Raw genomic sequence first — 26,081 nt, 5'->3', positions numbered from 1 at the left:
CCTACTAATACATTACAGTTCCGGAATCTTCATCCTTATTGGTTTTGACTCCTTCTTTTGCTGTCTTACCATATGGAAAAGCAAGATAATCATCCATTGTAACTCCGGATTTGATTTCTACTGCATATCCGTATATGGTCTTTCCTGTCTTCACATACTGCTTTACCAGATGACCGGTTCCATCATCCTTCATGACATAGCTCTTACCATCTTCCTTACGCACATACGCTTTATCCAGATAAATCTTATCAGAAGCATCTTCATCTCCACCAAGATTAATGGAAAGACTTAAGTTGTCTCCATTGCTAAGTCCAGTACTGTCTTCAATATATGCGGTATAGCCATAATAGGATGCATTCGGATTGCCATTGCCATAATAATAGCCATTGGAATCCTCCGGGTAATCATTAATCTCTGTTATTGTTGCATCAAATACCATTCCGGTGCTCCAGGAGGTTGCTGTAACACTCTGTCCGACTTTCACCTGTTCCAATGCAAGCTCATTTAGAGTTCCTTTTACATATAGACCATCTGAACCGGAAAGTGTCAAAAATGCACTTCCATCATTTGGAAGATTATCCGGATCTCCTGCTTTCTTTACGGTACCATTAAACTCAGCATAAACCATTCCATCTTCTGACTGGCTTTCCATCTGTTTCAACGCAAGCTCCGCTTTTCTTTTATCCAGATCAAGCTTAGTCAGTTCTTTTTCTTTATCCGCAATCTCTTTTGCCAGTTCATCTGCCGTATATCCGCTCTGCTGGTTATCATCCGGTACAGATGGTGTATCCGGTACAACCGGTTCGACCGGGGTATCCGGGACATCCGGCTCATTAATTACTTTACTTCCATCAATAACATACCATTTTGCATCCGGGTCTGCTTCCTCTAAAGCTGCACCGACTTTTGTCCATGCACTGATTAAGGTTCCGGCTACGGTATTTCCGTCATGAATTTCAAATACCGCAACCTTCCCCTCACTTTTCAATGTATTCAGATAGCTTCCATAGACATATGCTTCCTTTGTACATAAGAAGCGGTATGGATTCTCCTGGCTTCCATCTCCGGTATATGGCTGCGCCGTTGTTGAAATATAATTATAGGCATCTCCGTTCTTCTCTTCTACCGTATCCGGTGTGGTTACAGAAGTATCCGTAGATGGTGTTTCCGGTGCTGATGGCGTCACACTGTCTACAGACGGTGTACTTGTTGTGGCATTGCTGATTGGCTTGGTATTTTTAAGCTTTTCCAATTCCTTCTGTGCTACAGCACTATTATTTTCGATTGTCTGGATGTCTAATTTCTTCATCTCAATTGCCAGGTCAATATTGGTCATATCATATTGTAACAGCGGGTCACCTTCGGATACTTCCTGTCCTTCTGTTACAAACACTTTCTGAATGGTCTGCTCTGTGCTGACATAAACATCCTGCTGCTGTCCATTGGTCACGGTTCCGTCACTTTCCATGCTGTCACCCCAGGAACCAGTATTTAACATGGATACTGACTGTACCTCTGCTACCAGCTTACTATTCTGGTATGCCCGGTATCCTACTATTCCTCCGGTGATTCCACCTCCGGCTAAAACTACGATTAGAATTGCAATTACAACTTTCTTTTTCATGCCTTGCCCTCCTCATCGTCTGTAAATATTTCTCCGTCTACTATATGGAGGATTCTCTTTGCCTGTTTTGCAATGTTAATATCGTGGGTAATCATGACAATGGTAACGCCCTCATCATTCAGGCTCTGGAACAATTCCATAATCTGTTTACCGGATTTCTGGTCCAATGCTCCGGTCGGCTCGTCTGCCAGTAAAATCTTCGGATTATTTACCATGGCACGGGCAATTGCTACTCTCTGCTTCTGTCCACCGGAAAGCTGTGTCGGACGGAACCCGGAACGGTCTCCTAATCCTACACGCTCCAATGCCTTCTGTGCTCTTTCTTTCCGTTCTTTCTTCTTTACACCGGCATAGCTCAGCGGAAGTGATACGTTATCCAGTGCACTTTCCCTTGGCATCAGCTGAAAACTCTGGAATACAAATCCAATACTGTTCAGTCGGACAGCAGACATCTCACGGTCTTTTAAGTTTAAGACATCCTTTCCTGCCAGTTCATAGGTTCCGGAAGTCGGTCTGTCCAGACACCCGATAATATTCATCAATGTTGTCTTCCCGGAACCGGACGGTCCCATGATAGCAACATATTCTCCTTCTTCTACCTGTAAAGATACATCCTTCAATACCGGAACTACCAGTTTATCCTGATTGTAATCTTTATAGATATGCTGCAGATTCAGAATCATTCAACCACCTCCGAATCTGTCGCACCTGACTCGCCGCTATCTGTTAATTCAGTTCCGGCTTCATCATACATTCCTTCGTCCATGTATTCGGTTCCGTCAGTATTATACATGCCTTCATCCATAGATTCAGTTCCGGCTTCATCATACATTCCCTCATCCATACCGGAATCATCTGTAGATTCCTGATTGTATAACGGAGAAGAATAATCTACTTCTTCCATATTGGTAACTGCAGCTACACCCTCATACAGTCCCTGCATCGGGAATGCAATCAGGTCATCTTCAGAAAGTCCGGATTTAATCTCATATTCACCCAGATTTTCATCATGCTCGCCTAATTCCACTTTACGTTTTTCCAGACGGTTCTTCTTATCTGCTGCCCACACATATGGGTCTCCATCATCCTGCACAATATAATAGTCATACAGCCAGAGTCCTTCCTTTTCTTCAACCTCGCCCTGTCCGTAATCCGGCTCTATATATAAATGCTGTCCTAACATCAGTCCGTCTGTACTGTCCAAAGTAACATAGAATGAATACTTGGACGCAGAATCTCCGGAGCTGCTTCCATCATACATATAAGAAGAATTACTGTCAGTCTGCGTGCTTTCAGTATCAATCTTGGAAATACTTCCTGTCCAGGTCTGCGTCTCATCTAATCTGGAACGTAAAATAACCGGTGTTCCCTCAGATATTGTTCCTACAGAAGTCTCATCAATTGTTCCTTTTACACGGTACTCGCCTGTCGCTAATATTTTCATATATGCTGCAGTATTTCCATTGGGATCCACCCCGTTTTCATTGATTTCTTTTACAACACCAGCCATCTTACTGGTTACTTCTGAGTTGTCGATGGATTTCTGGTATTTGTCAATCTCTGCCTGTTTGCTTTTCTTGTTGTATTCTGACTGCTTAATGGAAGTCTGCAGTGTCTGAATCTGTGTGGTATATTCAAACTGCTGGTCTTCCGGTGCGCTTGCTTTTTCTTTCTGCAATTCTGCAATCTGTGCATTTGAATTGGAAATGTCATTTGCAATGCCTTCCATCTCAAGCTTTGCCTGGTCTATCTGCATCTGCAGATCTTCTGTATCATAGGAAAATAATACGGTTCCCTCTTCTACTTCATCACCAACAGAAACGTATACTTCCTTTACTTTACGTTCGGAATCCTTATTTATCTCTAAGGTCTCCTGTGGTTCTACCACACCACTGTAACGATTATTGATTCCTGCTGACTGGTTCATAATTGCAGATACTTTTTCTACATATACCTTGTCTGCAGAATTTCCACCGTTGCTTCTTCCCTTTAGGAAATAGAATCCTACTCCGGCTGCAACTACTGCCGCTGCAATAACTCCAATAATAATGCCTACCTTCTTTTTGCTCATCTGTCTCCTCCTGAATAATTCCTTTTTTCTGCCTTTTACCTGTAGAAGCTGCCGTTGGCAGTTTCTCAGGAATGCCTGACAATCGAAAAAATAGCCGTAAAGCTTTCATACTTTACGACTATTTTATCATTTTCTTATCTGAAATACAGCATGGATAATTCCTAAGATTTCTTAAGAAATCATTAATTTCCTGACGAAATTTTTTGTGATTTATTTCAAAGGATATTTTGCAGTTAACTCTGATACGATTGCTCTTGCTTTTTCAGAAGCTGTTTCACCCTCTTTAATCATCATGGCAATTGCTTCTGCAATCTTATCCATATCCTCTGTATTCATGCCTCTTGATGTAACAGCTGCAGTACCGAGACGGACGCCACTGGTTACAAATGGAGACTTTGGATCATTCGGAATGGTATTCTTATTACAGGTGATATTTACAGAGTCTAATAATTTTTCTACTGCCTTACCTGTCAAATCATAATTAGTAAGGTCTACTAACATCAGATGGTTGTCAGTTCCGCCGGATACAATCTTGATATCACGGCTTAATAATCCCTTGCAAAGTGCCTGGGCATTATCAATAATACCCTGCTGATATACCTTGAATTCCGGCTGTAATGCTTCTTTCAAGCAGACTGCCTTTGCTGCAATGACATGCATCAGAGGTCCGCCCTGGATTCCCGGGAATACTGCCTTGTTAAAGTTATATTTATCTGCTGCTTCCTGATTGCAGAGAATCATTCCGCCTCTTGGTCCTCTTAAGGTTTTATGGGTTGTTGTTGTTACAACATCTGCATATGGAATTGGGCTTGGATGAAGTCCGGCTGCAACAAGTCCGGCAATATGTGCCATATCAACCATAAGAACTGCACCACAGGCATCTGCGATTTCACGGAATTTCTTGAAATCAATGGTTCTTGCATATGCGGACGCACCTGCAATAATCATCTTTGGCTTACATTCCATTGCAATCTTCATTACGTTATCGTAGTCAATGAAGCCTTCATCATTTACACCATAAGGTACAATATGGAAATAAGTTCCAGAGAAGTTTACCGGGCTTCCGTGTGTTAAATGTCCGCCGTGGTCTAAGTTCATTCCCATTACGGTGTCACCCGGTTTTAAAATTGCGAACTGTACAGCCATGTTTGCCTGAGCACCGGAATGTGGCTGTACGTTTACATAGTCACAGCCAAACAGTTCTTTTGCTCTCTCAATTGCCAGGTTCTCTACAATATCAACGCAGTCACATCCACCATAATATCTCTTTCCCGGATAGCCTTCTGCATATTTATTGGTCATTACACTGCCCATTGCTGACATTACTGCCGGGCTTACCCAGTTCTCGGATGCAATCAGCTCGATGTGGCTGTTCTGACGGTCAAATTCTTTGGTAATGGCATCTGCAACTTCCATGTCCACTGCCTGAATATCTTCTAATGTATACATGTTTCTTCTCCTTCTCTATGTGATTTTCTTTAGGCGATTGCGAAAGGGGACAGCTTTTCTTTCAAAATTTTGCTATGAAAGGGGATTTGGAGTTATTTGTACTGGAATGCCAGCAGTTCTTAAGTGTATGTTTTGCTTGATTGTAAACTGTCTTTCCGTTGCTTTGACGGGGTCGCTGTACTGTCCGCCAACTGCAGATGCGGCATAAAGCCTGCAAGGAGCACTAAGAATTTCGGCATGGACATCGTACATTCCGGCAACCGGCGCAAATTCACATCCATGTTCAATTGCGCCTCGCTGGCACGTCCCTGTGCCAGCGTTGCCAAAGAACAGACGAAATTCTAAGTGCCCCTAACAGCCCTTATCATGCATCTGAAGTTGACGAACAATGCAGCGACGATGTCAAACATTGGAAAGACTGGTTATCCAATTTCGCAATCGCCCAATATATTTACTTTGAGTATCATTATAAGTGATAGCCTGATTCAACGCAACTGTAATTTTACGCATTACCGTAAAAAAGTGCATTTTCAGATATCTTTTCCAGTTCCCTTTTCTAGGTGTCGTGTTTCATATTATACTGCCACTTAAATATGGCAGTTCCAATGATTACAATATAGCCTGCAACACTGAGGGCATCCGGTATCTGGTCCAGGAACAGAATGCCAAGAAGTGCCGCAAAGATAATCTGGGTGTAATCAAAAACAGATATCTCTTTTGCCGGTGCTTTCGTATATGCTGTGGTAATGCAGATCTGTCCGCCTGCTGCACATACACCAGCCAGCATAAGGCAGACAAACTGTGTCATGCTCATGGGCTTATATCCGATGATAAAAAACGGCAATGTGACAACACAGGAAAAGAGTGAAAAACAAAGGACGATAACCGGTCCCTTCACTCCCATTTTCCCCAATTTACGCACATAGGTATAAGCAATTCCTGCCCCCAGTCCGCCCAGTGCTCCAATTAATCCGTAAACAAACTGTATGTCAAAGGATGGCTTAATGACAAGCAAGGCTCCGGTAAATGCCAGCACGACTGCTCCCCATTCTACTTTATTTGCCTTTTCCTTTAAAATAAAGGTTGACATAATAATTGCAAAGAAAGGCGATAACTTATTTAACATATTGGCATCTGCAATATTCAGCCGGTCAATGGCATAGAAATTACAGACTAATCCTACCGTTCCGCAGAAGCTTCGCATGAACAGTCCGCCCCAGCTTTTCTTTGGTGCATAGAATGGCTCTTTTGCCCGGATGAGCAGAAAAGCTGCCACAACGGCAGCTACTGCATTTCGGAAAAAAGCCTTTTCCATCGTAGGCAGGTCTCCTGACAGCCGGACAAAAAATGTCATCAGTGCAAAAAAGAACCCTGCTCCTATAATAAATAAAATTCCCTGTCTTTTTTCCTGTTTCATATGATTCTTTCTATTCTGCAAGCAGTTTTTCTACGCTTGCAAGTTTGACGCAAAGTACAAAAATTTTAGTTGCTGTCTCAAGTTCTTCCATAGTCGGGAAGCTTGGTGCAATACGGATAACAGAATCCTCCGGGTCTTTTCCATAAGGGAAAGGTGCTCCTGCCGGTGTCATAACAACGCCTGCTTCTTTTGCTTTGGCAACAACACTCTTTGCACATCCCGGCAAAGTATTAAAGCAGATGAAGTATCCACCCTTCGGGCTAATCCAGGAACCGATTCCAAGCCCGCCTAATTCATCCTGTAATGTTTTTTCTACCATTTCAAACTTCGGACGCATAATTGCAGCCTGTTTCATCATATGTGCATTGATTCCGTCAATATTTTTGAAATAACGTACATGACGAAGCTGATTAATCTTATCATGTCCGATAGTCTGCATCGTAAACTGTTTTTCAATGAAATCAAGGTTTGCCTTGGAAGTTACGATTGCGGCAATACCGCTTCCCGGGAAGCTTACCTTTGATGTAGAGCAGAATTCATATACCATATCCGGGTTGCCGGCTTTCTCACATTCGCTGATGATGTCTAAAAGGCTGTCCTGCTCATCTTCATAGAGATGATGAATTACATAGGCATTGTCCCAGTAAATACGGAAGTCTTCTGCTGCCGGCTTTAATGCTGCCATACGGCGGACAGTTTCATCGGAATAAGTAATTCCCTGCGGATTGGAATATTTTGGTACACACCAGATTCCTTTGATGGAATCATCACTGCTTACCAGACGCTCTACCATATCCATATCCGGTCCTTCAGAAGTCATCGGTACATTTACCATTTCTACGCCAAAGAATTCTGTTACACCGAAATGACGGTCATAACCCGGTACCGGACATAAGAATTTTACTTTATCCAGTTTGCACCATGGTGTACTTCCCATGACACCGTGGGTAAAGGAGCGGGATACGGTATCGTACATAACATTTAAACTGGAATTACCGTATACAAAGACATGGTCCGGTGTGCTTCCTACCATATCTGCAATTAATTTTCTTGCTTCCGGAATTCCTTTTAATTCTCCATAATTTCTACAGTCTGTACCATCTTCTGCAATTAATTTACTGCTGCTGTTTAATACATCCAGCATCGGCATAGCAAGGTCGAGCTGGGTTGCTGCCGGCTTTCCTCTTGCCATATTTAAAGAAAGACCCATTCCCTTGTATTTTGCATATTCTTTTTCAAGGCCTTCCTTTACCTTATACAATTCTTCTTTTGACATTTCCTGATAAGACTGCATCTTATTCCTTCCTCCTGTATCATTCATCATTTTCTTTTAACCAGTGAAGCCACTGGGCGATTTCTTTTTCTTTTCCATTGTCGGTCGGCTCGTAAAATACCGAATCCGTCAGCCCGTCCGGAAGATACTGCTGTCTGACATAGTGGTGCGGGTAATCATGGGAATAAAGATAACCCAGACCATGTCCTAATTTTCCAGCGGATTTGTAATGTGCATCCTTTAAGTGATTTGGTATCGGTGCCGTTTTGGTATGTTCTACCACATCCATCGCTCGATTCAGTCCCATATAGGATGCATTACTCTTTGGGGCACTTGCCACATAGGCAACTGCTTCTGCAAGAATAATCTGTGCCTCCGGCATACCGATACGTTCTACTGCCTGTGCTGCAGAAACCGCTACATTCAATGCCATCGGGTCTGCTGTACCAACATCCTCTGCCGCGCTGATCATGATTCTTCTTGCGATGAAACGGATATCTTCTCCTGCATATAACATTCTTGCGAGGTAATAAAGGGCTGCATCCGGGTCTGTTCCACGGATACTTTTGATAAATGCAGAAATCGTATCATAATGATTATCGCCTGCCTTATCATATTTCACTACACGCTTCTGGATACATTCCTGTGCCACATCGATTGTAATATGGATAAGTCCGTCTTCGCTTCGTGGTGTGGTTAAGATTCCAAGTTCAATGGCGGTAAGGGCTGCTCTTGCATCTCCATTGGCAACATCTGCCATGAATTCCAGTGCATCCTCGTCGATGACTGCCTGATATGCACCCATTCCCTTTTCCTTATCGGTAACTGCCCGCACCAAAAGCTTCTTAATATCTTCTTTTTCCAGTGCATGCAGTTCGAAAATAATGGAACGGGATAGTAAAGCTCCATTGACTTCAAAATATGGATTTTCCGTTGTGGCACCAATCAGGATAATCGTTCCGTCTTCTACAAAAGGCAGAAGGTAGTCCTGCTGTCCTTTATTAAAACGATGAATCTCGTCGATGAAAAGAATCGTTTTCTTTCCATACATTCCCTGATTGTTCTTTGCCTGCTGCACCACTTCCTCCATGTCCTTCTTTCCTGCAGATGTAGCATTCATCTGAAGGAATTCAGCACTGGTGGTATTGGCAATCACTTTTGCCAACGTGGTCTTTCCGGTTCCCGGCGGTCCATAGAAAAGAATAGAACTTAACTTATCTGCTTTAATGGCACGATATAACAGCTTGTCCTTTCCGATAATATGTTCCTGCCCGACTACTTCGTCTAAGGTCGTGGGACGAAGTCTTGCCGCAAGGGGAGACTCTTTTTCCATATTCTGTTCCCGCATGTAATCAAATAAATCCATTTTTGCTCCTTGCATAATTTCAAAACGAATCTTGCATTTTTACTCTTATTTTTCTTCATTTTTATACTTTTTTGGTTTCAAAATGACATTTGAGCTTTAAAATAATTCATTTCATCCTAAGATACCATACCTTAATTTTTGTCTTTTGACAAGTCTATTCTGGTATTTTTTCTCGATTTTCCAGTGAAAACACACCAAAAATCCATTGAAACATTCTTTTTTCTCAAGGTAACTCAAATATCAGCTTATCTACCGTTACAAATTCATAACCCTGTGCCTGCAGCCGGTCAATAATCTCAAAGGCTGCCAGCATACTGCTGTCATAACCGTCATGTAATAAAATAATATCACCATCTTTGACATCCGTCATTACTTTATTGACGACTTTTTCCTTATTCTGCACCTCCCAGTCCCTTGGGTCTACATCCCAGAGCACCTCTATCATATTCATCTGACAGTCCAGATTCTTCTGGGTGCTTCCGAAAGGAGAACGCAAAAACTGCGGATATTCCCCGGTAATCTGATAAATGGCATCATTGGTCTTTCGAATCTGCTCACAGGCATCTTTCTTCGATAAGATGCCAAGGTTCACATGGGTATAGGAATGATTTCCTATGATATGCCCATCATCCTGAATTTTCTTTATCAAATCCGGATATGCCTCTGCTTTCTCTCCGATCACAAAAAAGGTTGCTTTGACATTGCGCTCCTTCAGCCCTTCCAGTAAATCTTTCGTACATTCCGGGCTTGGTCCATCGTCAAATGTCAATGCAACCTCTTTTATTCCACTTGTTTTCTTTGTATTCATACTCTCTGCATTTACCAGATGATTGACACGGATCCGACAGGCTCCGGCGGCAATTACCAATACCGCCAGTGCCAGATTCATCCATATCAATGCTTTTCGGATTCGACTCATTTTACACCGTTACTTTTCTGCTCTCCTGACAATATATGCAGCAACTGCATTTCTTATTATGTCAGACTTGAACCATTTCAGGCGGTCGCCGGTTTTGCGCTGGCAGTCAGTTCTCCATCGGTAAGGTCGATAAGAATGGTATCTCCCTCTCTGACTTTATCTGCAAGAATCAATTTTGCTGCCAATGTCTCCACATATTTCTGCAGGAAACGTTTCAGCGGTCTTGCACCATATACCGGGTCATAACCTTTCTCGGTAATATAATCCTCAGCAGCCTTAGTCAGTTCCACTTTCAGTTCACGGTCTGCAAGACGTTTATTCAGATCTTCCATCAGTAACTTGATAATGTTGCCGATGTTGTCTTTGGTCAGCGGCTTGAACATAATGATTTCATCCAGACGGTTTAAAAATTCCGGCCGGAAGTTACCCTTCAGTTCTTCCATAACAGCTTCTTCTGCTTCCGGACGAATCTCGCCATTTTCGTCAATGCCCTCCAACAGATGCATGGAGCCTAAGTTAGAAGTCATGATAATAATGGTATTCTTAAAGTCTACGGTACGTCCCTGGGAATCGGTAATTCGTCCGTCATCCAGTACCTGAAGCAGTACATTAAAGACATCCGGATGTGCTTTTTCCACCTCATCAAAGAGGACTACGGAATACGGTTTCCGGCGGACTGCCTCCGTCAGCTGACCACCTTCATCATAGCCTACATATCCAGGAGGTGCTCCAATCAGACGGGAGACGGAATATTTCTCCATATACTCGCTCATATCGAGACGGACCATATTGGATTCATCATCGAAAAGGCAGCTTGCTAATGCTTTGGCAAGCTCTGTCTTACCTACACCGGTTGGTCCTAAGAACAGGAAAGAACCGATTGGCTTGCTCGGGTCTTTGATTCCGGCTTTGGAACGGATGATTGCTTCTGTTACCTTGGTAACGCCCTCGTCCTGTCCAATGACACGTTTATGCAGTTCTTCATCAAGGTGCAGTGTCTTATTTCGTTCGCTCTCGGTCAGTTTGGCTACCGGGATTCCGGTCCAGCGGGAGATAATCTTTGCGATTTCTTCTTCGCTGACACTTTCATGTACCAGTGATAAATCTTCACCTTTGACTTTCTCTTCTTCAATTTCCAACTGCTGCTGTAACTGAGGCAGCTTACCATATTTTAATTCTGCCGCTTTATTTAAATCATAGCTCTGCTCTGCCTGCTGGATTTCATTTTTCAGGCTTTCCAAATCCTCACGCAGCTTCTGGACTTTCTCTACGGATTTCTTTTCATTGTCCCACTGTGCCTTCTTATTCTGGAACTCACTCCGAAGCTCTGCTAACTCTTTCTGTAAGTCTGCCAGACGCTCCTGGCTCAGACGGTCATCCTCTTTTTTCAATGCAGTCTCTTCAATCTCTAACTGCATGACACGACGGTTCAGTTCATCTAACTCAGTCGGCATGGAATCAAGCTCTGTCTTAATCAGTGCACAGGCTTCATCCACCAGGTCAATTGCCTTATCCGGTAAGAACCGGTCTGAGATATAACGGTTTGAAAGCACTGCTGCGGAAACCAGTGCACTGTCGGTAATCTTTACTCCATGGAATACTTCATACCTCTCCTTTAATCCACGCAGGATAGAAATAGTATCTTCTACCGTTGGTTCGTCTACCATAACCGGCTGGAATCTTCGTTCCAATGCGGCATCCTTTTCAATGTATTCCCGGTACTCATCCAATGTGGTAGCACCGATACAATGCAGTTCTCCACGGGCAAGCATTGGTTTTAAAAGCTGTCCGGCATCCATGGCTCCATCGGTTTTTCCTGCACCGACAATGGTATGCAGCTCATCGATAAAGAGGATAATCTGTCCTTCAGATTTCTTTACTTCATCCAATACTGCTTTCAGACGTTCCTCAAATTCACCACGGTATTTTGCTCCGGCTACCAATGCACCCATATCCAGTGCAAAGAGCTTCTTATCCTTTAATCCTTCCGGAACATCACCACGTACAATCCGTTGTGCCAGTCCCTCTACAACTGCGGTTTTACCTACACCGGGTTCGCCAATCAGTACCGGATTGTTTTTCGTCTTACGGGACAAAATTCGCACTACATTCCGGATTTCTGCATCACGTCCGATGACCGGATCCAGCTTCTGGTCTCTCGCCCTCTCTACCATATCATAACCATATTTATTTAAGGTATCATAAGTAGCTTCCGGATTATCGGAGGTCACACGCTGGTTGCCACGCACCGTAGACAGTGCCTGCAGGAAACGGTCTCTTGTAATACCATATTCCTTAAAAATTTCCTTTAATGCAGGGTTCGGATATTTTAACAAGGATAAAAACAGATGCTCTACGGAGACATAATCATCTCCCATCTGCTTTGCCTCATCCTCTGCACTAATCAATACCTTATTCAATGCCTGGCCGACATAAACCTGGCCGCCGGACACCTTGGTTCTTGCTTCCAGATGGCGGATTGCATTGTCTACAAAATGCTCCTTCTGGATTTCCATTTTCTCGATCAGTTTTAAAATCAGTCCATCTTCCTGCTGCAGTAATGCCACTAAAAGATGTTCCTGCTCGATTTCCTGATTGCCATATTCATATGCTAATTTTTCGCAATCCTGGATTGCTTCCATTGACTTCTGTGTAAATTTCTGAATGTTCATATCTTTCACCTCATTTCCCACTGTGCTATGAACGAATTCTTGTTATTTCTGTTTCCAAGCATAAATATAGCACGCATTATTAGCACTGTCAAGAGGTGAGTGCTAAAATTTTCAGACAATTTTTGTTAATTACTATTTTTCTTATATTTAAAAGGAATTCAGCAGTCCTTTCAGCCCTTCCTCTTTATAAACTCCCTTATAATATGCAACTTCATCTTTTATCATCTCATCAATCACCTGCATTCCAAGAAGTTCCACCGGTGCCTTATCATCTGTAAGAATATAATCGCCCTTTTCATAGGAAACGGTATCTGCCAATACCTCTGTCATCATTCCCTTTAACTCCTGATTTTCAAGCTTGGAAATGTTGTTAGAAAGATTCTTTAAAATTTCTCCATTGTCGGATGCAAACAGTTCCCGGTTTGTAGAGCCTGCCACATCCACAGTATATTCTGTTCCAAATACACTTCCTATGGTGTCGGAAAGATACTGGTTAATATTTCCTTCTTTCTGCCCACGCATGTTCATATTCACCACCATTACGCCATTTTCATTTAAATGCTCTTTTACCAGCGTAAAAAATTCAACGGAAGACATCTGAAACGGAATCGTAATATCCTGATAAGCATCTACCATAATGACATCGTATTTCTTATCGGATGCATTTAAAAATGCTCTTCCATCATAAGTCGTTACCGGCACATCCTCCGAAAGTGAAAAATACTGTCTGGAAAGCTTTGTAATCTTCTCATCAATTTCAACACCTTCCACATTCATATCTCCAAAATATTTCCGGCACTGGGTTGCATAAGTACCGGTTCCCATTCCAAGAATCAGCACATCCATGTCTGATATTTCTTTGTCTTTTAACATAAGCGGTGCCGCCATGGCATAATCATAATACATGCCGGTCAGTTCATCCTGCTTCATATACACAGACTGCACACCGAATAACACATTGGTGGATAAGGACACCTTGTCCTGATTTTCGTATACCTGAAGATAGTTATATACGGATTCCCCCTCATAGGTCAGATTATTTTCCCAGAATGCAAATGAGTCGGAATATCCAAACCCGCAGCACAGTGCAAATATCAGAATAGATGCAACTATTTTCTTCTTTCCGGTATGCGCATTGATAAAATATACGATGGATAATGCCAGTAAAATTCCCGCAAAGATAAGAAATGTAACGGATGTTCCTACTGCCGGAATTGTCACAAAGGTTGGGATAAAGGTTCCAATGATGCTTCCGATGGTGTTAAATGCCCCTAAGGTACCTACTGTCTTTCCGTTGTCATCTAAATTATCAACAGAATATTTTACCAGGGATGGTGTTACCGTTCCCAACAGAAACAGCGGAAATACGAAAATTACCATGCAGGCTGCAAAAGCTGCAATAATCAGGAAATTATTATTTACCGCAAAGATTAAAAGGGCTGATATTCCTATGATAATATATTTTCCCACTACCGGAATTAATGCAATCCAGATTGCGGCAATGATAATTCTTCCATACAGTTTATCCGGGTTCGGTGATTTGTCTGCCGTCCTTCCGCCATAAATATTTCCCAATGCCATGGCAATCATAATGGTTCCGATAATGATTGTCCAGACTATCTGGGAAGAACTAAAATATGGTGCAAGTAATCTGCTTGCGCCTAACTCTACTGCCATCACTGACATTCCTGCAAAAAATTCCGTCAAATACAAAAATAACTTTTTCATATACACCTCTTTTATTTTCCTTCAATATCAATCATAAGATACTCCGACTTACATCCCGTTTTAAACTTAATCGCCCAGTCGGAAATTCCTGATGTTACAATAAAATTCGTATTTTCTCTCTGCTCATATCCATAGACACGGTCATCCGGTGTCATTTTCGTAAGATTCTCAATGGTCATCAGCGGGAATAGCTGTCCACCGTGGGTATGTCCGGAAAGAACCAGATCCACATTGACATTCTGCTGCGCTGCATAATCCTGTGGCTGATGGTCTAATACAATGGAGAATTTATCCGGATCAAGGTTTGCCGTCAGTTCTTCCATTGTGGCTCTTTTTTTCTGCATATTCTTCGGATTTATCCTGTCTTCCTATTATATAGAATTTATCCGCAATCAGTTCTACCTCATCCTGCAGAACATGTACCTGATTTTTTTCTAATTCCACTATCAAATCATTTCCATCATAGCCCCGGTATTCCGGCGGATAATATCCTTTATCATGATTTCCAAAGACATAATATACACCATAAGTCGTATCAAGCTCTCCTAATGCTTTGCAGCAGGCTATCATATCTTCTTTTGTCGTATCATCATCCACAAAGTCTCCCACAATCAGAACCACATCCGGGTGCTGCTCCTCTATGGTTTTCATATGCTCGGCAAAGCCTTCCCCATGAAAAGTTGTCCCTACATGGGAATCTGCAAATACTGCCACCCGAAGGCTTCCTACTTCCTTATCCGTCTGAATCTGATAGTCCGTCTCCCATACATGATGTGCCAGATACCAGCCGCTTCCAAGATATCCTATGGTAAATACAAGTGCCACAGCTCCGGCATAATATCTTTTCAAAGATTTCTTCCGGCGTTTTTTTATCAGTGCAAAAATTCCGTCACTGATAAGCCAGAATATAATCAGATGCAGAATGCATACTATAGCATTCATCGAACCCCACGCTACCCAGAGTATTACGGTGATTCCACATACCAAAACCGCACTAATTAGGATGCGCAGCCACTTTTTTCCTTTTGTTATTTTATTCAGGAAACCAAATTTTCCAATCCGGTTTATCAGATAGATGATTCCTGCAAACGCACTGAAAAACAGTACTATCATTAGTATTGCCCACATCTTTTAAATCCTCATTCCATCCTTTTTATTCATTATCTGTTTATCCGTCTATCATTCATCTACTCATTTATCTGTTTAATCAATTTTATCAGCTCATCTACGTCTTCCATTGTCGTTGCCCAGCTGGTTGCAAAACGAATTACCGTATGCGTCTCATCCTTTTTCTCCCAGAAGCTGAATTCAACTTTTTGCGCAAGCTTTTCCATAAATGCATTGTCTACCGCGCAAAATACCTGATTGGTGGGAGCATCCAGATAAAGCTCAATTCCATTTTCCTTTAAGCCTTCCCGAATCTTATCTGCCGCTGCAATTGCCGGCTCTCCGATATGCTCATACAAATCATTTTCAAATAAGACATCAAACTGGATGCCAAGTATCCGTCCCTTAGCAAGCAGTGCTCCATGCTGTTTTATGATGGTAAAGAAATGCGGAATAAGTCCTGGCTTCGGAAATACCACTGCCTCTCCAAACAATGCACCGCATTTTGTTCCTCCGATATAAAAGGCATCGCAGCATGCTGCAATATCTTCTAATGTCACATCATTCGCCGGGCATGCCAGTGCATAAGCCAGTCTTGCTCCATCTAAATAAAGTGGAATACCATTGCTGCGGCATACTTTACTTAATGCTTCTAATTCCTGCCGGTTATATAAGGTTCCATATTCTGTCGGCTGGGAAATGTATACCATTCCCGGCATCACCATATGAGCACGGTTGCCATCCTCTTTAAATGTATTTAAGACTTCTTCCACCTTTTCTGCGCTGATTTTTCCATCTGTCTGTGGAATCGTCAATACTTTATGTCCACCTGCTTCAATAGCTCCTGCTTCATGGGAGCTGACATGTCCGGTCTCTGCCGCAATCACTCCCTGATAAGATGCCAACAGGGCATCAATTACCGTGGCATTGGTCTGTGTTCCTCCCACCAGAAAATGCACCTCTGCCTCCGGTGCATTGCAGGCTTTTCGTATCTTTTCCCTTGCAGCCTCCGAATATTCATCCAGTCCGTATCCGGCACTTTTTATCAGATTTGTCTCCGCTAACTTTTTTAGAATTGCCGGATGTGCTCCTTCCATATAATCACTTGCAAACGCTAACTGTGTTGCCATTTTTCTACTTCCTCTCTCTATTCTATACTGACATAGATTCTTCTTCTATGATTTTTCCTACTTCCTCCGGTTTAATTTCCACAATCTCTGCTATCTGTTCTAAGGTATAGCCCTTCCTGTGCATATTGGTAATTACTTTTTTATTTGTTTCTCTTAATGTCTTTTCTGCTGCTCTTTCTTCTATTCCTTCACTCAGATTACACATCAGGTTCACTTCCTCTCTCAATTCTTCACTTACCGGAATCTGATATTCCAGTTCTATCATATTTAATTTTTCTTCTGCTTCTATTTCATTTGACAAAAGTGTGCTTATCAGCCGATGCAGCTCATAGCGTTCCTCTCTTTTGGGAACTTCATTTGTTACACCAAGCAATACAATATTCAAAAGGTCTATATTTCCTTCCCAGTCATATTCATTTACGATATCTTCTTTCATCAGATGAATATAACTCATCGAATTCATATCCATATTCATGCAAATCCAGATACTAAATACCCGTTTTATGTCATCATAATCCGAATGCCAAAAATCACGTTCCTTTTGGGATGAAATAAGCCTGCTTACATAGAATATCGCCCGGTTCTATGGGCACAACACCAACCTGTGGTTCTCCTTCAATATACGGTATCACATCCTTGGGATTCATACCTTTAAATTCATCCACAGTATTCACCAAAATATGCGCCAGAATACTTTTTTGTCCTAAGAGTCTTTTGGCACATTCATCATATTGTGCCCGATTTCTTGCAGCTTTTACTGCATTTGTAATTTCGCTGTTCAGATTAATAGCCTCCTTTGTTTCCGATTCCTCTCTCAAACCCTTCACAAAGTATGCTCTATTGAATATCAATCCAATTTCATTATACGGTTCCATCCTATCAGACGCAAATAAATTTTTCATAAAGAACTCCCGGAACATCGCTTTTCCGATGCTCCGGGAGTCCGTTATCTTTTTCTTCTACAATATATTTTCCAAGCTTCTGATTACATCAGTTTACGGAATAAAGCTTTCAAATCCTCTACATTTGTATCCTTTGGATTGCCCGGTGCACAGGCATCAGCAAAAGCGGATTCTGCAAGGAATTCTAAGTCTTCTTCCTTTAACGCCTCTAATTTTGTTGGAATTCCAACATCTACAGATAACTGCTGTACCGCATCAATGGCTGCCTTTCTGTATTCTTCTACAGACATGTCATCTACGCCTTTTACACCCATTGCTCTTGCAATCTCACGATATTTCTCACCAGTGCATTCTGCGTTATATTCCATTACGATTGGAAGCATCATTGCACAGGCAACTCCATGTGGAGTATCATATACAGCACCTAATGTATGTGCCATGGAATGTGCAATTCCAAGTCCTACATTAGAAAATCCCATTCCTGCAATATACTGTCCTAATGCCATTCCTTCACGGCCTTCTTTTTCATTTGCAACTGCACTTCTTAAAGATCTGCTGATAATTTCAATCGCTTTCAAATGGAACATATCAGTCATTTCCCATGCAGCCTTTGTAGTATATCCTTCAATGGCATGTGTCAGTGCATCCATTCCGGTGGAAGCTGTCAGTCCCTTTGGCATAGATGACATCATCTCCGGGTCAATTACTGCGATAACCGGCATATCATGCGGGTCTACACATACAAATTTTCTCTTACGCTCTACATCTGTAATTACATAGTTAATGGTAACTTCTGCTGCAGTTCCGGCTGTTGTCGGTACAGCAATAATCGGAACACAAGGCTTCTTTGTCGGAGCTACACCCTCTAAGCTTCTGACATCCTCAAATTCCGGATTTGCAATAATGATACCAATTGCTTTTGATGTATCCATAGATGAACCACCACCAATTGCAATGATATAATCTGCTTTTGATGCTTTAAATGCTTCCACACCATGCTGTACGTTCTGAATGGTAGGATTTGCCTTAATATCTGAATAGATTTCATAAGCAAGTCCTGCTTCATCCAATACATCGGTTACTTTGGATGTTACACCAAACTTAATCAGATCCGGGTCAGAACAGACAAATGCTTTCTTAAATGCTCTTGCCTTTGCCTCGTTTGCGATTTCTTTAATTGCTCCTGCGCCATGGTAGGAAGTCTCGTTTAACATAATTCTGTTTGCCATTTTATCTTCTCCTTTGTCCTTTATTGATACCTCTATTTTACCAATGAAAAAGACAAATAAAAAGTTACAAAAAGGCAACTCTGTCACTTGATTTTTCAATATCTGTCATGGGCAAATTCCACTCTCAATCATCATCCGTCACCACTATATCATCTGCAATTTTTCAAATACTGCTTTCAGTTCTGCCGGCACCGCTTCCGTCAGTGCCTTTGCCAGTTCCCTCGGTGTAGTCTTCTTTCTTCCAAGCACCCACTGAATTGTCATATAAACTGAACCCTGGCAATACATTTCCAGAAGGAAATGAAGATGCTCCGATAATTTCTGTCCTGATTTCTTTTCTATTTTATCCGTATAAAACCGGGTAATCAGTTCAAAATCATGGTCTCTTAAGCAGTTCTGGCTGTCTGATTTAAATGCAGCCCGGAAAAATAATTTTTCCTGCTCAATATATTCAAATTTCTTTACCAGCCCCTCACATACCGTCTTTCCCTCTCCCATATGTTCAAAGGATTCTGCTAAAATTTTGTCAAAATACCAGTTTATCAGATCATATTTATCCTGAAAATGACGGTAAAATGTCTGTCTTGTCGTTCCGCTCAGTTCCACAATCTGCCGGACTGTAATCCGTTCTATCGGCATCTTCGCCATACACTGCTTCATGGCATCTGCCAGCCGGTATTTCATCTGTTCTGCTTTCTGAACATTCTGCTCCATGCCTTCTCCTCCACTTACTCTGCCAATCTACTATCGTCAGCATAGCACCAACCTGTGAAAAAGGCAACCTGACCATTTTCGCCTATAAAGTTTTCCTGCGTTTCCAACGCCAGATTACAATAGAAAGGAGAACTGCCACATAATCCGTCAATGCCTGTCCGTAGATAACACCGTGCAGACCGAGCAATGCATTCAAGCCGTAAAGCACCGGAATCAAAAGTACGCCCTGTCTCAATATAGAAAGAATCGTTGCCGGAAGTGCATTTCCGGTAGACTGCATACAGTTCATATTCATAAATAAAATGCCAATGACCGGACCGGAAATCATATAAGCAATCAGCATTTCCACACCATAATTTATGACCTCTGTATCAGAAATAAACAGGCGGATAATCGGCTCCCGGAAAAAGAAAAACAGTGCTGTCGCCAATACACCTACAATCAGACAGCATTTCTTCGTATAACGTTCCACTGTAATAAAACGCTCCCTGTTCCCTGCACCGTAACTATAGCCTAATAACGGTTGTACTCCATTTGCCAGTCCCATCTGTAAAAATGTGATAAACATATTTGCCTTAAATACAATTCCAATAGCCGCTACCGGTGCATTTCCATATGCCACCAGAATCTGGTTTAAAATAATCGTAGAAATGCTCATCAATGCAGAAAAAATAGCTGTTGGAAGTCCTGCCGAGCATACCTGGGACAGAATTCTGTCCCCACATTTAAAATACCGGAATGCCATAGACATGTTCCTGCTCTTTCTACAGAAATACCAAAGATAATATACACTCGCCATTATATTTCCAATAGTCGTTGCAATGGCTGCGCCTGCTGCACCCATACCAAATCCACTGATAAATATCGGGTCTAAAATAATATTGGCCACGGTTCCTATCATACTTCCTGTCATAGCTTCCCGGCTGGCTCCGTCCGCACGCACAACAAAGCTTGCTGCCGCAGACCAGATAATAAACGGTGCACCATAAGAAATGTATGTTGTGTATCCTTTCGCCAGTTCATAAGTATCTGCATCTGCTCCAAACAATTGTAAAACCGGCTGCATTCCAACCAGTAAAATTGCAGCAAAAACAATTCCCACGATAAGTGATGCATAGGTAATAAAAGAAGAAACCTGCTTTACTCTTTTTTCCTTCTTTTCGCCCAATGCCATAGATGCCGCTGCGCTTCCGCCCATACCAAACATATTGGCAAATGCCATGAATAATATAAAAATCGGATTCGTCAGACTGACTGCTGCCACCTGCAACGGATCCCCTGTCTGCCCTACGAAAAATGTATCCGCCATATTATAAACGACAGTAACCAGACTGCTGATGACACTTGGAATTGCCATCTTTGCTACTGCCTTCGACACCTTCATGCTGCCCATTAATTCATTTTCGTCCATTGTAACCCTTCCTTTCTGCCGGTAAAATCTGCTTCCCAAAGACACTCATTGGCCTCTTGTAACTTTAAATTTCTCATTCCAGATTCCGAAGCATCTTCTCGGCAATTCTTAAAAATTCTTTTCTTTCTTCTTCCTTAATTCCCTGTAATAAAAGTTCTTCCGATTCCGTAATTTCCTTTCGCAGAATATGTTCAATCTTCCGCGCCTGTTCTGTAAAAACAATCTTCTTATATCTTCCATCCTCTGATTCCGGCACCCGACAGATTAGTTCTGCCTGCTCAAGATTCTTTAAAGTCTCTGTTGCAGTAGACGGACGCAAGCCAAATTCTTCCTCAATCTCTTTCTGGTATACCGGATGGTTTTCTGATTCCACCAGAATATAATTTAAGATGTTACCCTTTGCTCCGCTGATTCCGATAGATTCCTGTATTTTCTTAGAACGTCTGCGGAGCCGGTTGGATATTTTATTAATTACCTTTCCTGTTTCCATGGCAAATCTGTTCCTTTCTTTAAACTTATTACTATTTCTAATTAGTTCGGTTCCTAAGTATTTTAGTCAGATTTTATTCCATTGTCAACTTTCTATTTTATCTACTCTATTTCTTCATGCATAATATTCCTTTTCCCGGCTCATGCTAATGCCGATATATAAACTTTTCTTAGGCGATTATGAAAAAGAACGTAAGAATTTATTTCAAAAATTTTAAATATAGAAGGGCATTGGAAGTAATTTGTGCTGAAATGCCCTTCTATAGTAAAAATTTTGAAAGAAAAATATATCTTTTCGCAATCGTCCAAAAAATTTTCTATAAAAGGAGATTATCGTATGGGAAATAACATGGATTTAAATTATGAAATGTTCTGCTATCAGTGTGAACAGACAGCCGGTGGCAAAGGCTGTACAAAGCTTGGCGTATGCGGAAAGACACCGGAAATTGCCAACCTGCAGGATTTACTTATTTTTCAGATAAAGGGAATCAGCTGCTACGGAAAAGTGCTGGTGGAGCAGGGACAACATATGGACAAATCGATTGTAAGCTTTATTGAAAATGTACTTTTTACGACACTTACCAATGTAAATTTTGATGCAGATGTACATGTGGCACTGCTCCGGCAATCACAGCAAATCAAAGAAGAACTTCACAATTTGGTAGGTGAAATTTCGAATTCCACACTCCATGCCACCTATCATCTGCCGGATTCAAAAACGGATATGTTAAAGGATGCTCCTATGGCGGGCATTATGTATGACAAATCCTTAGACCCAGACATCCGCTCCCTCCGTCAGACTATTCTCTACGGTTTAAAAGGTATCAGTGCCTATGGTCATCAGGCAAGAGAATTAGGTTACTTCAGTGATGAAGTGGATGACTTTTATATACTGGCATTAGAAGCCATTACCGATGACCGGCTGACTGTCGAAGACCTGATCCGTCTGACCATGCGTACCGGTGAAATGGCTATTGAAGTCATGAAAAAACTGGACGATGCCAATACCACTATTTATGGCAATCCTTCCCCGCATAAGGTAAATGTTACTATTAAAAAGGGGCCATTTATCATTGTCTCCGGCCACGACTTAAAGGATTTGGAAATGCTGTTGAAGCAGACGGAAGGCACCGGCATCAACATCTATACCCATGGTGAAATGCTGCCCTGCCACGGTTATGATGGACTGAAAAAATATTCTCATCTTATAGGTAACTTCGGTGGAGCCTGGCAGGATCAGCAGAAACAGTTTGACAACATTCCAGGCTGTATCCTGATGACCACCAACTGCCTGATGCGCCCGAGAGATTCCTACAAAGACAGGATTTACAGCACGAATGTAGTGGGCTGGGATGGTGTGAAACATGTCGGTCGGAAAGAAAATGGAGACAAAGATTTCAGTGAAATCATAAAACAGGCAATTGAACTTGGCGGTTTTCAGGAAGACCAGCCGGCAAAAGAGATTCTGGTAGGTTTCGGACACCACGCTGCCTTAAGCTATGCCCCACAGCTTGTGGAAGCTGTTAAAAGCGGACAAATCCGCCATTTCTTCCTTATCGGCGGCTGTGACGGTGCCCGTCCGGGTCGAAATTACTACACTGACTTTGCCCAAATGGTTCCATCTGACTGTATGATTCTAACGCTTGCCTGCGGAAAATACCGTTTTAATAAACTAGATTTTGGTGAAGTAGCAGGGCTTCCACGCCTTTTAGATGTGGGACAGTGTAATGATGTCTACTCTGCCATCCGCATTGCTACTGCACTTGCAGATGCTTTTGAAACGGACGTAAACGGACTTCCACTGTCACTGATTATATCCTGGTATGAACAGAAAGCGGTTGCTGACCTGCTTGCCCTTTTAAGCCTTGGCATTCATGATATTTATTTAGGTCCAACGCTTCCTGCCTTCATCAGTCCAAATGTGCTGCAGTATCTTACCGATACCTTCCACCTGAAACCAATCAGCAATGCTTCCGATGATATCAAAACCTGTCTGAAACAGAGCCTGTAAACAAAAACCTCCTTACCAGTTTTCTGGTAAAGAGGTTTTTATTTATGCAAAATCTATTTTCCTGTCTGATTTGCAATGCAGACGCAATACCATTTATCATCTGTCTGACTGACATCATGATTACAGTTGATAATCGGATGATTCAGGTCATTTGGTGGAATGTAACGCACCACACCGATTCTTCCATCGGACATCTGTACCTTTACATCCCGGTAATTTTCCACCATATTTTTCACAAATAAGTCTACCAGGCGTTCATCCAGTCCCGGAAATTCACCCTTTTTAAATTTCTCCAACACATCAAAAGGAATCATGGATTCCTTATAACTTCTCTGGGAAATCATGGCATCATACACATCGGAAATGGCGGTAATCCTTGCCAGCAGAGAAATCTCATCTCCTGCAATCTGATCCGGATAACCCTTGCCATCCAGCCGCTCATGATGATGTCTTGCCGCTAACCGGATATCTTCATCTACATTATCCCAAAGCAGCTCATATGAATAAACGGGATGAGCTTTTATGATTTCAAATTCTTCTTCCGTAAGTCTTCTCGGTGCATTTAAGATTTCTTCCGGTATCTTCGTCTTTCCGATATCGTGCACTAATCCGGCGCATACCAGCTTTTTAATCACCGGTTCCGGAAGCTTCAGCCACTGCCCGATAACACCATTGGTAAATGCTACGTTCAGGGAATGGCGCTGCAAATTCTCATCCATCTCTCTCGGTGCATCAATACACTGAAATATTTTAGGAAAATCCAATACCTTAATCTTAGTAAAAATATCCTTTGTAACAGTCTCCGTTGCTTCCATATTAATTTCGGAAGCATTTCTGGTTACAGAAAAAATACTGTCTACATCGTTTTTTAATGCTGTATAGCCGATTGCTTCTTCGTATACTCTCTGCAATGCAGCTCTTGGTGCTTTTCCACTGTTGAGAATTTCCTGATAAGTTTCCTCACTGGTTGTAATATATCCACCACGTTCAAACTTGGAAAGTTTATCTAACCGGTCCTGTGTCAGGACTTCGCCCCGTTTCAAAAGCAGCACCGAACCTCTGTCATTATAAATATCTCCGGAAAGTTCCAGGCCTTCCCATAAAAAATCAATTGGAATTTTTCTAAGTCTCATTCTGTCACTCCGCCCTTATATATTCCTGTCACGAATCATCATGCAGCCATACTCTTCTGTCTTAAGATTTGCATTCTGTATCCGGACAATCCGATATGTCTTCTGTAACATTGTATCTCCAAGTTTCACGCAAATCCGCAGTTCCGTTCCAACTGTCCCGCTTCCTGCCATTGTCTGAATCAGAATTCCATTTCCACTGATATTACAGGTTTCCATTTCAATTGGCTTCTGCAATTCAATTAATGTTCCATCCACAATAACAGATTCTATATATCCCTTTTCTTTTAATGGATAACGGGCATGCTTCCGCTTCTCACCATTCTTACTCCTGCCCAGCTCGATTTCTACTTCATTGGCAATTATAACCTTCCGAAGATTACCGGTAGCTTCTACCAGGCTCCCATTCGGTCCAAATATGATAACCGTCACTGCATGCTCCATCCGGTTGTCCAGGCTTCCTGCACTAACCTTTACTACTTTACGGATCGGATCATAAGATTTAATTCTTGTATCTAATACCCTCTTCCCGCCGGCAATTTCCTTTACAATAATCCGGCAGCCATTTAACTCCATCATTCCTGCCATAATTTGCATTTCTCCCTGATACTGTTGTTCACCTATTATCCATATCTCATTTCTGTTTGATATATTTTATCACGCCTATCCCGGTTTGAAAATATTTTTACCAAAAATAATAGTATAAAACCAGTTGCACAATCAGTATAAATGGCATTCCTATTACAAAGTACCAATGTTTTGTCTTATGACGGAACAGATACATACCTGCCCATGTCCCAATGCTTCCTCCCAGTATGCTTACCAGAAATAATGTTTTTTCCGGAATACGCCATTTATGACAGATGGCTCTGCGTTTATCTATTCCCATGACGGATAGCCCGACAATATTTGCAATTATTGCATATGTAATTGCTATTTTCTGAATTGTAGTCATTCTTTTCTCCTTTTTCAAATATTAATTTTTGGCAATTGCAAACGGAAATAATCTTTGCTGGAAAATATTACGGAGATTTACAGCGGATTATCTTTATCCGTTATGAAATGCCAGCAGTTCTTAGAATGCGTGTTTTTCTTGCATATAAACTGTCTTTCCGGTTGCTTTGACTGAATAGCTGCACTGTCCGTCGAGAACAGATGCCGCATAACGCCTGCAAGGGGCACAGGGAATTTCGGCATAATTATACTTTCATCTGGCAACCGGCACAAATTCACGTCCATGTTCAAATGTGCCTCGCTGGTACATCCCTGTACCAGCGTTGCCTGTTGCCAGATGAAATTCCCAGTGCCCCTAACAGCCCTTATCAGGCATCTGTACTTCGACGAACCGTGTAGCTATTCTGGCAAACATTGGAAAGACTGTTTTCATAACCAAAAGAAAAACACGCATTTTAGAACTGTGGTATTTCATAACGAAAGAT

Annotated in this window: 23 protein-coding genes; 1 reads left to right on the top strand and 22 read right to left on the bottom strand. The window is 41.9% G+C overall.

Annotated features, from left to right (window positions below):
- Positions 1-4: 4 nt before the first annotated feature.
- From DWV68_RS02355 to DWV68_RS02270, 19 genes are all read right to left on the bottom strand, one after another.
- Positions 5-1,624 carry a biotin/lipoyl-binding protein gene (locus DWV68_RS02355; RefSeq protein ID WP_118664938.1) on the bottom strand — a complete coding sequence of 540 codons (1,620 nt, stop codon included), beginning with the start codon at positions 1,622-1,624 and terminating at the stop codon, positions 5-7.
- Positions 1,621-2,307, bottom strand: a complete 687-nt coding sequence (locus tag DWV68_RS02350; protein WP_022243927.1) for an ABC transporter ATP-binding protein — start codon at positions 2,305-2,307, stop codon at positions 1,621-1,623. Before DWV68_RS02350 ends, DWV68_RS02355 begins: the two co-directional genes overlap by 4 nt.
- A complete protein-coding gene (locus DWV68_RS02345) occupies positions 2,304-3,695 on the bottom strand; it encodes an efflux RND transporter periplasmic adaptor subunit (protein ID WP_118664936.1) in 1,392 nt (463 codons plus the stop codon). Before DWV68_RS02345 ends, DWV68_RS02350 begins: the two co-directional genes overlap by 4 nt.
- A gap of 210 nt (positions 3,696-3,905) precedes the next feature.
- Complete coding sequence (gene glyA / locus DWV68_RS02340) at positions 3,906-5,144, bottom strand: serine hydroxymethyltransferase (RefSeq protein WP_118177127.1); 1,239 nt, start codon at positions 5,142-5,144, stop codon at positions 3,906-3,908.
- Between the two features lie 556 nt (positions 5,145-5,700).
- A complete protein-coding gene (locus DWV68_RS02335; protein ID WP_118664934.1) occupies positions 5,701-6,561 on the bottom strand; it encodes a DMT family transporter in 861 nt (286 codons plus the stop codon).
- A gap of 10 nt (positions 6,562-6,571) precedes the next feature.
- A complete protein-coding gene (locus tag DWV68_RS02330; protein ID WP_118664932.1) occupies positions 6,572-7,855 on the bottom strand; it encodes an aminotransferase class I/II-fold pyridoxal phosphate-dependent enzyme in 1,284 nt (427 codons plus the stop codon).
- A 19-nt stretch (positions 7,856-7,874) separates the two neighbouring features.
- Complete coding sequence (locus DWV68_RS02325; protein WP_022243922.1) at positions 7,875-9,200, bottom strand: replication-associated recombination protein A; 1,326 nt, start codon at positions 9,198-9,200, stop codon at positions 7,875-7,877.
- A gap of 223 nt (positions 9,201-9,423) precedes the next feature.
- Entirely contained in the window at positions 9,424-10,119 is a 696-nt protein-coding gene (locus DWV68_RS02320; protein ID WP_118664930.1) for a polysaccharide deacetylase family protein, read from the bottom strand.
- 77 nt (positions 10,120-10,196) lie between these two features.
- On the bottom strand, positions 10,197-12,791 hold the full coding sequence (clpB, locus tag DWV68_RS02315) for an ATP-dependent chaperone ClpB (RefSeq protein WP_022243920.1): 2,595 nt from the start codon (positions 12,789-12,791) through the stop codon (positions 10,197-10,199).
- 147 nt (positions 12,792-12,938) lie between these two features.
- On the bottom strand, positions 12,939-14,519 hold the full coding sequence (locus DWV68_RS02310) for a spermidine synthase (RefSeq protein WP_242988696.1): 1,581 nt from the start codon (positions 14,517-14,519) through the stop codon (positions 12,939-12,941).
- A gap of 11 nt (positions 14,520-14,530) precedes the next feature.
- Positions 14,531-14,842 carry a hypothetical protein gene (locus DWV68_RS02305; RefSeq protein ID WP_117697545.1) on the bottom strand — a complete coding sequence of 104 codons (312 nt, stop codon included), beginning with the start codon at positions 14,840-14,842 and terminating at the stop codon, positions 14,531-14,533.
- Positions 14,817-15,647, bottom strand: a complete 831-nt coding sequence (locus DWV68_RS02300) for a metallophosphoesterase (protein WP_118088266.1) — start codon at positions 15,645-15,647, stop codon at positions 14,817-14,819. The genes DWV68_RS02305 and DWV68_RS02300 overlap by 26 nt, the downstream gene beginning before the upstream one ends.
- A 59-nt stretch (positions 15,648-15,706) precedes the next feature.
- Positions 15,707-16,756 carry a threonine aldolase family protein gene (locus DWV68_RS02295; protein ID WP_118664928.1) on the bottom strand — a complete coding sequence of 350 codons (1,050 nt, stop codon included), beginning with the start codon at positions 16,754-16,756 and terminating at the stop codon, positions 15,707-15,709.
- A gap of 22 nt (positions 16,757-16,778) precedes the next feature.
- Positions 16,779-17,210 carry a hypothetical protein gene (locus DWV68_RS14950; protein WP_330419923.1) on the bottom strand — a complete coding sequence of 144 codons (432 nt, stop codon included), beginning with the start codon at positions 17,208-17,210 and terminating at the stop codon, positions 16,779-16,781.
- A 76-nt stretch (positions 17,211-17,286) separates the two neighbouring features.
- Positions 17,287-17,658: a hypothetical protein gene (locus tag DWV68_RS14945; protein ID WP_330408235.1), complete on the bottom strand. Its 372-nt coding sequence runs from the start codon at positions 17,656-17,658 to the stop codon at positions 17,287-17,289.
- Positions 17,659-17,741: 83 nt separating this feature from the next.
- Positions 17,742-18,887, bottom strand: a complete 1,146-nt coding sequence (fucO, locus tag DWV68_RS02285; RefSeq protein WP_022243917.1) for a lactaldehyde reductase — start codon at positions 18,885-18,887, stop codon at positions 17,742-17,744.
- Between the two features lie 144 nt (positions 18,888-19,031).
- Entirely contained in the window at positions 19,032-19,601 is a 570-nt protein-coding gene (locus DWV68_RS02280) for a TetR/AcrR family transcriptional regulator C-terminal domain-containing protein (protein ID WP_118664926.1), read from the bottom strand.
- An 82-nt stretch (positions 19,602-19,683) separates the two neighbouring features.
- Entirely contained in the window at positions 19,684-21,012 is a 1,329-nt protein-coding gene (locus tag DWV68_RS02275; RefSeq protein ID WP_117697641.1) for an MATE family efflux transporter, read from the bottom strand.
- A 73-nt stretch (positions 21,013-21,085) separates the two neighbouring features.
- On the bottom strand, positions 21,086-21,502 hold the full coding sequence (locus DWV68_RS02270) for a MarR family winged helix-turn-helix transcriptional regulator (RefSeq protein ID WP_117840584.1): 417 nt from the start codon (positions 21,500-21,502) through the stop codon (positions 21,086-21,088).
- A gap of 336 nt (positions 21,503-21,838) precedes the next feature.
- On the opposite strand from DWV68_RS02270, the gene hcp reads away from it, so the two are divergent.
- Positions 21,839-23,512, top strand: coding sequence for a hydroxylamine reductase (gene hcp / locus DWV68_RS02265; RefSeq protein ID WP_118664924.1), 1,674 nt, complete (start codon positions 21,839-21,841; stop codon positions 23,510-23,512).
- 53 nt (positions 23,513-23,565) lie between these two features.
- Here hcp and DWV68_RS02260 read toward each other — a convergent pair whose 3' ends face one another.
- From DWV68_RS02260 to DWV68_RS02250, 3 genes are all read right to left on the bottom strand, one after another.
- Entirely contained in the window at positions 23,566-24,645 is a 1,080-nt protein-coding gene (locus DWV68_RS02260; protein WP_117946503.1) for an HD-GYP domain-containing protein, read from the bottom strand.
- Positions 24,646-24,660: 15 nt separating this feature from the next.
- On the bottom strand, positions 24,661-25,230 hold the full coding sequence (locus DWV68_RS02255) for a PilZ domain-containing protein (protein ID WP_158551983.1): 570 nt from the start codon (positions 25,228-25,230) through the stop codon (positions 24,661-24,663).
- A 97-nt stretch (positions 25,231-25,327) separates the two neighbouring features.
- On the bottom strand, positions 25,328-25,597 hold the full coding sequence (locus DWV68_RS02250) for a DUF1294 domain-containing protein (protein WP_118056430.1): 270 nt from the start codon (positions 25,595-25,597) through the stop codon (positions 25,328-25,330).
- Positions 25,598-26,081: the final 484 nt, after the last annotated feature.

The organism is Roseburia sp. AF12-17LB (assembly GCF_003479605.1).
GTDB lineage: Bacteria > Bacillota > Clostridia > Lachnospirales > Lachnospiraceae > Roseburia_C > Roseburia_C amylophila.
Note: the sequence above shows the minus strand (reverse complement) of the source record. Positions and strands in the feature narration are given on the sequence as shown.